Source organism: Microvirga sp. P4_G7 (assembly GCF_056401005.1).
The window spans coordinates 1-8904 of record NZ_JBFUKD010000089.1 but is presented as its reverse complement, the minus strand read 5'-3'; the positions used below and the strand labels follow the sequence as shown (position 1 = coordinate 8904).

General features: G+C 63.6%; 7 protein-coding genes. 1 reads left to right on the top strand and 6 read right to left on the bottom strand.

Annotation, left to right across the window (positions count from 1 at the left end; all coding sequences use genetic code 11):
- Positions 1-44: 44 nt before the first annotated feature.
- Positions 45-476 carry a VOC family protein gene (locus AC1DT3_RS06535; protein WP_477464442.1) on the bottom strand — a complete coding sequence of 144 codons (432 nt, stop codon included), beginning with the start codon at positions 474-476 and terminating at the stop codon, positions 45-47.
- Between the two features lie 324 nt (positions 477-800).
- Between AC1DT3_RS06535 and AC1DT3_RS06530 the strand changes: the two genes are divergently transcribed.
- Entirely contained in the window at positions 801-1541 is a 741-nt protein-coding gene (locus tag AC1DT3_RS06530) for a DUF899 domain-containing protein (protein WP_477464441.1), read from the top strand.
- Positions 1542-1654: 113 nt separating this feature from the next.
- Here the strand turns inward: AC1DT3_RS06530 and gyrB are convergent, their stop codons facing one another.
- From gyrB to dnaA, 5 genes are all read right to left on the bottom strand, one after another.
- Positions 1655-4081, bottom strand: a complete 2427-nt coding sequence (gene gyrB, locus AC1DT3_RS06525) for a DNA topoisomerase (ATP-hydrolyzing) subunit B (RefSeq protein ID WP_477464440.1) — start codon at positions 4079-4081, stop codon at positions 1655-1657.
- A 149-nt stretch (positions 4082-4230) separates the two neighbouring features.
- Complete coding sequence (locus AC1DT3_RS06520; RefSeq protein ID WP_477464439.1) at positions 4231-4845, bottom strand: LysE family translocator; 615 nt, start codon at positions 4843-4845, stop codon at positions 4231-4233.
- Between the two features lie 31 nt (positions 4846-4876).
- A complete protein-coding gene (recF, locus tag AC1DT3_RS06515; RefSeq protein ID WP_477464438.1) occupies positions 4877-6034 on the bottom strand; it encodes a DNA replication/repair protein RecF in 1158 nt (385 codons plus the stop codon).
- A gap of 355 nt (positions 6035-6389) precedes the next feature.
- The gene (gene dnaN / locus AC1DT3_RS06510; protein WP_477464437.1) at positions 6390-7508 is read right to left on the bottom strand and encodes a DNA polymerase III subunit beta; all 1119 of its coding nucleotides are present in this window, start codon (positions 7506-7508) and stop codon (positions 6390-6392) included.
- A 168-nt stretch (positions 7509-7676) separates the two neighbouring features.
- Positions 7677-8904: chromosomal replication initiator protein DnaA (gene dnaA, locus AC1DT3_RS06505; RefSeq protein WP_477464436.1), on the bottom strand; the 1228-nt coding region annotated here is incomplete at its 5' end.

Here is an 8904-nt window from a genome sequence, read left to right as displayed (position 1 = left end):
GACGTGGACGCTCTCACTGTGAACGTGCCGTCGCGCCGCGCGTGTTACGGAATGGATGCGCCGAGCGACCATGTCACGCCGAATGGATCGCGCAGCTGACCGTAGCGGTCACCCCAGAACTGCACATCGAGCGGCATCACGACTTCGGCACCTGCCGCGGTCGCGCGGCCCCACCACATGTCGATGTCATCCACCTGAATATGAAGCGTGAAGCTTTGCGGCTCCTTCAAAGGATGGCCGTATTCCGGAAACGGATCGCACAGCATCACCGACCCGCCATTGATGACCAGGTGAATATGCATGTAACGGCCTTGCTCATCGGGGGGATGACGGAAAACCTCATGCGCRCCAAAGGCACGCTGATAGAAATCCGCCGCTTCGCCAGCATTGCTGACGCCGAGATAGGGTGCGACGCCGCCCAAAACTTTTGGCGCGGGGTCGGGCATCTTGGAAGGGGCCGTGGCAGTCTGTTCCATCGTGCGTCTCCTGGTTGATGTCGGATGCTCCAAGGACGTGCGGGCTGGCGCCCATCCGACATGGCTTCGGGATTTATTGTCCCGCTCTCCGCATGCGGTGGCCGCGACGCGCAGATTGGCGTCGTCTCGAACGGAACGGCCGGTTTTGACATGCGTTGGTTACCGTGCACTAGTAATGTTGATATCAACATATTGAGTCGAGCCTCGATTTTTCCAGCCGATGACCGACGTGGGTTCCAATCGGTTTCAGGTGCTGGGCCACGCGTTCATCTCTGCGGACCTTTCGACACGCAGCGGCGATCGCTCTCAACCGGAGGATACGTCATGGAGCAGAATCGCATTGTTTCGCGGGACGAATGGCTTTCCGCGCGAAAGGCTCTTCTCACGCACGAGAAGGAAGCGACGCATTTGCGCGACAAGATCAACGCAGAGCGCCTGGCGCTGCCGTGGGTGAAAGTCGACAAGAACTACATGTTCGAGACACCGACTGGCCAAAAGAGCCTCGCCGCGTTGTTCGACGGCCGGTCCCAGTTGGTGGTCTACCATTTCATGCTCGGACCGGATTGGCAGGCAGGTTGTCCCGGATGTTCGTTCCTGTCCGACCATCTAGACGGAACGCTGCCGCATCTCAACCATCACGACGTGACGTTGGTCGCCGTATCGCGGGCACCGCTTTCCAAGATCGAGGCCTATCGACGTCGCATGGGTTGGGGCTTTCCGTGGGTCTCGTCCGCCGGCAGCGATTTCAATTTCGACTACCACGTGTCGTTCACCGCCGACGATCTGGAAAAGGGCGACGTCGTCTACAATTTCGAGACAATTCCTGCGAAGAACGCCAATGACGAACTGCCCGGTCTGAGCGCGTTCTACAAGGACGATTCCGGCGCTGTGTTTCACACCTATTCGAGCTACGGGCGCGGACCGGAAGAACTCATCGGCACCTATATGATTCTCGATCGCGCCCCTAAGGGCCGCAACGAAACGAAAAACATGGATTGGATGCGCCGCCACGACGAATACGACGACAAGCCCCGCTCGCCACCTCTGCGCGGCGCGGCGGAGTAGGACGATCGGGCACCGTCCATTGGTTGCGCAGTCATGGCCGGGCGCGTCCCGGCCATCGCCATCCGCGCGCTGCCTGCGGTGCGGTCACTGGCCACGTCCGGCGGTGGCAAGGATCAGACGTCGAGATTGGCGACCGACAGCGCGTTGTCTTGGATGAACTCGCGGCGCGGCTCGACCACGTCGCCCATCAGCTTCACGAAAAGATCGTCGGCGTCGGCGACGTCCTTCACACGCACCTGCAACAGCGAGCGCACGTCGCGATCGAGCGTCGTCTCCCAGAGTTGCTGCGCGGTCATCTCGCCGAGACCCTTGTAGCGCTGCAACGTCAGGCCCTTCCGGCCGACTGCGAGCACGGCGCTGAAGAGCGTGAGCGGACCGTCGATCGACAGCTCGTCGCCCTTGCGCACCAAGGCCGCCGGCTTGGCGTAGACGTCCTGCAAGGATGCAGAACGCTCGTCGAGCTTCTTCGCTTCCTGGCTGGCGATGAGAGCCGCATCGAGCACCGAGACCTGTTTGACGCCGCGCAACGTGCGCGAAAAGACGTAGCCACCATCGCGCACTTCACCGGTCCAACCGCGCTCGATATCTTCCGAGATCGCATCGAGACGCTGGGCGATGTAATGCGCCGCGGCAGGCCCTTTCTCCGGATCGTCGGCGACTTCCGGACGCAAGGCGCCGGCGATCGCCGCCTGCTCCACGGCCTTGCGGTCGTAGCGCGAATGAAGATTCGAGAGAATCGTACGAACGAGACGCGATTCGTCGATCAGGCCTTTCAGCTGATCGCCCTGGAATTCGAGACCCGATTCCAGGCGAAGCACGGCGCCGTCGGTGCCGGCGTCGATGAGGAAGTCCTCGAGCGCGCGCTCGTCCTTGAGATAGAGCGCGCTCTTGCCGCGCGTCGCTTTGTAGAGCGGGGGCTGCGCGATGTAGAGATGTCCGCGCTCGATCAACTCCGGCATCTGACGGAAGAAGAACGTCAACAGAAGGGTTCGGATGTGCGAGCCGTCTACGTCCGCGTCCGTCATGATGATGATGCGGTGGTAGCGCAGCTTGTCGACATTGAATTCCTCGCGGCCGATGCCGGTCCCGAGCGCCGTGATCAGCGTGCCGATTTCCTGGCTCGACAGCATCTTGTCGAAGCGCGCGCGCTCGACGTTGAGAATCTTTCCGCGCAGCGGCAGCACCGCCTGGAACGATCGATCGCGTCCTTGCTTGGCGGAACCGCCGGCCGAGTCGCCCTCGACGAGCAGCAATTCGCATTTCGACGGATCGCGCTCCTGGCAATCGGCAAGCTTGCCGGGAAGCGACGCGATATCGAGTGCGCCCTTGCGGCGGGTGAGCTCACGCGCCTTGCGGGCCGCCTCACGGGCCGCCGCCGCTTCGACGACCTTGCCGACCAGCGTCTTGGCTTCGGCTGGATGTTCTTCGAGCCAGTTGTTGAGCGCTTCGTTGACGACATTCTCGACGGCGGGGCGCACTTCCGACGAAACGAGCTTGTCCTTCGTCTGCGACGAGAATTTTGGATCGGGCACCTTCACGGAGACGATCGCCGTGAGACCTTCTCGGCAATCGTCGCCGGTGAGCGAGACTTTCTCGCGCTTGGTCAGGCCGGAGGATTCCGCGTAGCCGTTGACCTGGCGCGTCAGCGCGGCGCGGAAGCCCGCGAGGTGGGCGCCGCCGTCGCGCTGCGGGATGTTGTTGGTGAAGCAGAGCACGTTCTCGTGGTAGCTGTCGTTCCACCACAGCGCGACCTCGACGCCGATGCCGTCCCTGTCCGACCGGATCACGATCGGCTGCTGGATCAAGGGAGACTTGGCGCGATCGAGATAACGCACGAACGCCTCGATGCCGCCTTCGTACATCAGTTCTTCGCGCTTGTGCTCCGCATGGCGATTGTCGCTGAGGATGATGCGGACGCCCGAATTCAGGAACGCGAGCTCGCGCAGGCGATGCTCGAGGGTGGCGTAGTCGTAATCCACCATGGTGAAGGTTTCGGTGGAGGCGAGGAACGTCACTTCGGTGCCGCGCTTGCCGGCGGCGTCGCCGACGACGGCGAGCKGGGCCACCGCAACGCCGTGGCGGAATTCGATCTCGTGGGCTTTGTCGTTGCGATAGATCCGCAGCTTCAGCCAGCTCGACAGCGCATTGACGACCGAGACGCCGACGCCGTGCAGGCCGCCGGAGACCTTGTACGAGTTCTGGTCGAACTTACCGCCCGCATGCAGCTGGGTCATGATGACCTCGGCCGCGGAAATACCCTCGCCCTGGTGGATGTCGGTGGGGATGCCGCGCCCGTTGTCGGTCACGGTGACGGATCCGTCCGCGTTGAGCGTGACGGTCACCTCGGTCGCATGCCCCGCGAGCGCTTCGTCGATGGCGTTGTCCACCACCTCGTAGACCATGTGATGAAGGCCCGAGCCGTCGTCCGTATCGCCGATATACATGCCGGGACGCTTGCGCACCGCATCGAGGCCCTTGAGGACCTTGATCGATTCCGCGCCATAGGAATCGGCATTCACGTTGAGAGCAGGCTCGGCCATTTGGGATCCTTGGGGGAAGCGGGGAGCGCTTCGACAGTTTGATTCGTCAGATCAAGTATTTAGGCCCTTTTGGGCGAAATTTCACCCCCGCGCGTATACGCGCGCGAGGATTTGCCGCGAAAAGGTCTGGAAAAGTGCGAGCGAGGGCTCTATCGGGCCGCGATAGCCGCTGCGGCGCCCGCCATGATCGTACCCGTGGTCCGGTTGAGGGTCCGGATCGCCCGCGCGCTAGTGAACAACCGCCGGGCCCGGGCGGCCAGCACCACGTAGGCGCCGAGCACCAAGGTGAGCACCACGAGCACCGTGACGACGAGTTCCGCATAGCCGAGCATCGTGATCCGGGTCAGATCCAAAATCGTCGGCAGGAGGGCGAGATAGAACACCATCACCTTCGGGTTGCCCATCGTCACCGCCAGGCCGCCGAGAAACAACCTGACAGGGTTTTCGGCGGTGAATTCCGCCTCGATGTCCCGCGCCACCACGGGCGCCGTCCAGAGTTTGTAGGCGATGAACAGGAGGTAGGCGATGCCGGCCCATTTGATGACCAGAAAGATTTCATGGAAGGCCTGGGCGAGCGCGGCCAACCCGACGATGGCGAAGGTCAGCCAGACCACGTCGCCAATGGCGATCCCGGCGGTGAAGGCGACCGCTCCCTTGGTGCCGCGTCCGAGCACCCGCGCGACGATGGCGGCGATGCCCGGTCCCGGCGATGCGGCGGCGATGAACAGGGTCGCAGCGAAGACCAGGAGGCCCGTGAGATCCATGGCGAAGGCTCCAAAACTCAGCCCGTAGACGCTAGACGTCCTTATACGGCCCAATCCGTCCCGGAACAACGTGGAGGAGGTCGGCGCGCCCGTGCAACTCGGCGAAAAGGCTCGGATCGGCGCCCGTCATCCAAACCTGACCGCCGAGCGCCTCGAGAGCGTCGTAGAGGCCGGCGCGCCGGCGCGGATCGAGATGGGCCGCCACCTCGTCGAGAAGGATGAAAGGGGCGATTCCACTCATCGTGCCGACAAGTCGGGCATGAGCGAGGACGAGGCCGATGAGCAACGCCTTCTGTTCGCCTGTCGATGCGGTGACCGCGGGAATGTCCTTTGGGCCGTGGCGCACGACGAGATCGGTCGCCTGTGGGCCGACGAGGGTCCGGCCGGCGGCACGGTCACGGGTCCTGTTGTCGCGCAGAATGGCGCGGTAGCGGTCCTCGGCATCGACCGCCGGCAACGTCGCGACGAGGCTGTCGAGCTCACCCTCGACGCTCACGGCGGCAAAAGGAAAGGGCGAGTCGTCGTCCTTTGTCGCCGCGATCAGCGCGGCGAGCCGTTCGACGGTTTCGCGCCGCGCCGCCGCGACCGCGATGGCAAGCTCCGCGACTTCCCGTTCCAGAGCGTCGAGCCAGAGGCGGTCGTCCGGGTTCTCCTCCAGCACCCGGTTGCGCGAGCGGAGCGCCCGTTCGAGAGCGTTGACCCGGCTGCCGTGCTCCGCGTCGACCGCGAGGACCAGGCGATCGAGAAAGCGACGGCGATCACCGGCCGGACCACGGAACAAGGCGTCGAGGTCCGGTGTCAGCCACACCACCCGGAGATACTCGGCAAACGCGCTCGGCGAACCGACGGCCGCGCCGTCGACACGGCACAGGCGAGAGGAACGCGTCTCTGCCGAAGGCGCCTCGATGCCGGTGCCGAGGCGATGCTCCCCGAACGGCGCTTCGAGGACGAGCGAAACGGCGAAGGAGCCGGGACCGCCCTTGCGCGCCATGTCACTGAGATCGGCGCGCCGCAGACCGCGCCCGGGCATGAAAAGCGATATGGCTTCGAGGACGTTGGTCTTGCCGGCACCGTTCTCGCCGACAAGCGCCACCAGCTTCCGCGTGAGCGTCAGGTCCAAGCTCGCATAGGTGCGAAAATCCTGGAGCATCAGGCCGGAGATGCGGGAGGCGGGCGCGACGTCTTTCATCGTCGCTTTGGATCAAGCTTCCTGTCGGAATACAAGCCGGCTCGCGCGCTTTTTGCGCGCAATCCCTCGTGTCATCTCCAGCGAGCGAGGCGATGGCCACGATGCGCGGGTGCGAGACAATATGGAATGAGCGTAAGCGAGAGGCCACGGACGGGAATGACACCGCGTCGCTCCGGAATGACGAGGTTATTCCTCGTATGGAGCCGACTCCCAAACGTCATGGCCGGGCCTGTCCCGGCCACCGCGATCGGAAGACCGCATGCCTCACCAATCGAGGTCACCGCACAAGGCCGTTGATGACGGCTCTGCGACCTCGGCCCGGAACGACACCGTGAGAGAGCGTCGAACGACGCTCCTACACACGCATCGGCATCAGGACGTAGAGCGCCGGCGCGCCTTCGCGATCCTGGATCACGGTCGGGGAGCCCGGATCGGCGAACTTGAACAAAGCCGTGTCACCGTCGAGCTGGGCGGTGATGTCGAGAAGATAGCGGGCGTTGAAGCCGATATCGATCGCGCCGAACTCGTAATCGACCTCGATTTCCTCCGTCGCGCTGCCGGAATCCGGATTGTTGACGGACAGTGTCAGCCGCCCTTCGGCAAGCGCGAGTTTGACCGCCCGCCCGCGCTCGGACGAGATCGTCGAGACACGATCGACCGCCTTCGCGAAATCGGCGCGCTCGACGGTCAGGAGCTTGTCGTTGCCGACCGGAATGACGCGCTGGTAATCCGGGAACGTGCCGTCGATGAGTTTCGACGTCAGCACGACGCCGTCGAAGGTCAGGCGGATCTTGGCGGACGACAATTCGACGAGAACGGATTCACTGCCGTCCTCGATCAGCTTGACGATCTCGGCGACGGCTTTGCGGGGAATGATGATTCCGGGCATGCCATCGGCGCCGGTCGGCGCCGGCAACTCGACGCGAGCGAGACGGTGTCCGTCGGTCGCGACCGCACGCAGCACCGGCACGCCGGCGGCGTCAGCCGTGTGAAGGAAAATGCCGTTCAGATAATAACGCGTCTCTTCCGTGGAGATGGCGAATTGCGTCTTTTCGATCAACCGCTTCAGGTCGGGCGAGGAGACGTTGAAGCGATGCGGAAGATCGCCGGCGGCGAGATCGGGAAAATCGCTCTCGGGCAACGCTTGCAGCATGAAACGCGAACGTCCCGAACGCAGCTGCATCTGACCGAGATCGCCTGTCGTCTCGAGGGAGACTTGCGCCCCTTCCGGCAGCTTGCGGACGATGTCGTAGATCACGTGGGCCGGAATGGTTGTCGATCCCGCATCGGTGATTTCGGCCGGGATCGTTTCCGTCACCTCGATGTCGAGGTCGGTCGCCTTTAGGCGCAAGGCGCCGTCTTCGGCCCGCAAAAGCACGTTCGATAGAATCGGAATGGTGTTGCGGCGTTCGACCACGCGGTGGACATGCCCGAGCGCCCTCAACAGAGCGGCGCGCTCAACGGTTACTCTCATCACCCGACACCCATTGTCGTTGGAATTCTTGGCTCGGACCCGAGGACCGGGTCGTGCGAGCGGGCGGCAAGATTGGCGAAGGTTTCGCTTAAATGCAAGGCCAAGCCTCGCTCCCTTCAACAACTGCGCGCCCGGTTTCGGGCGCGCCCGCCCTGGCCCCGCGGCGGACTATTCCTGCAGCATGCGCTTCAGGAGCTCGACCTCGTCGTTGAGGGCGATGTCTTCGCCCAGCGCCTTTTCGATCTTGCGGACCGCATGAAGCACGGTGGTGTGATCCCGACCGCCGAAACGGCGCCCGATTTCCGGCAGCGAACGCAAGGTCAGCACCTTCGACAGATACATGGCGATCTGGCGCGGACGCACCACCGCTGCCGTGCGCCGTTCGGAGAGAATGTCCGATCGGGAGACGTTGTAGCGCGAGGCGACGAGTTTCTGAATGTCTTCGATCTTGACTCGTTTCGGCTCACGGTTGCGAACGAGATCGCGGATCGCGGTCTCGGCCGTTTCGAGCGTGATCGCCGAACCGGTGAGGGTCGCGTGCGCAAGCAGGCGGTTCACCGCTCCTTCGAGATCGCGGCCGTTGGCGGTGATCGTGCGCGCCACATATGAGATGACGTTCTGTCCGATCTCGAAGGTCGGGTGCAGCAATCTGAGCGTGTCGATCCGGTTGGAGAGAATGGACGCCCGCAACGCCTCGTCCAATCCGCCGACTTCGACGACGAGCCCACCGGCCAGCCGCGATCGCACGCGCTCGTCGAGACTCTCGAGATCCGTTGGCGGACGATCCGCCGCAACGACGATCTGTCGGCCGGCATCGATCAGGGAATTCAACGTGTGGCCGAATTCCTGCTGAATCTGTTTGCCTTGAATGAACTGCACATCGTCGATGATGAGAAGGTCGATGCCCCGAAGGCGCTCCTTGAACGCCAGCGACGTCTGCGCCTTCAGCGACGCGACGAAGCCGTACATGAAGCGATCGGCGGTGAGATAGATGACCCGCCGGCCCTGATTGCGGGCCTCGTGACCGATGGCATGCAGAAGGTGAGTCTTGCCGAGGCCGACGCCCGCATGAAGGAAGAGCGGATTGTAGATGGCGGGTCCGCTTTGATGGCGAGCGACCCGATCGGCCGCCGCATGCGCCAGGGCGTTCGAGCGGCCGACGATGAAGCTTTCGAATGTCAGGCGTATATCGAGCGGCGCGCCGCCGAGATCGGATGAATCGCCCCGCTCGTCCGCCGGCATCGCCATGACGGGTTTCGTGTCGCCGACGAGATTGGCGCCGAGTACCGCCGTTGTCGCGACCGGCCGCGGCGCTTCATTGGGACGCTGCCGCAAAGGCGCTTCCCGACCGAGATTGTTGCGGACGCCAAGGGACAGGCGTTCGATCGAGGGGGTC

Excerpts from the sequence above, each read along its gene's own strand:
- AC1DT3_RS06530 (WP_477464441.1), top strand. The coding sequence starts at position 801 with ATGGAGCAGAATCGCATTGTTTCGCGGGACGAATGGCTTTCCGCGCGA.
- AC1DT3_RS06520 (WP_477464439.1), bottom strand. The coding sequence starts at position 4,845 with ATGGATCTCACGGGCCTCCTGGTCTTCGCTGCGACCCTGTTCATCGCC.
- recF (WP_477464438.1), bottom strand. The coding sequence starts at position 6,034 with ATGAAAGACGTCGCGCCCGCCTCCCGCATCTCCGGCCTGATGCTCCAG.
- dnaN (WP_477464437.1), bottom strand. The coding sequence starts at position 7,508 with ATGAGAGTAACCGTTGAGCGCGCCGCTCTGTTGAGGGCGCTCGGGCAT.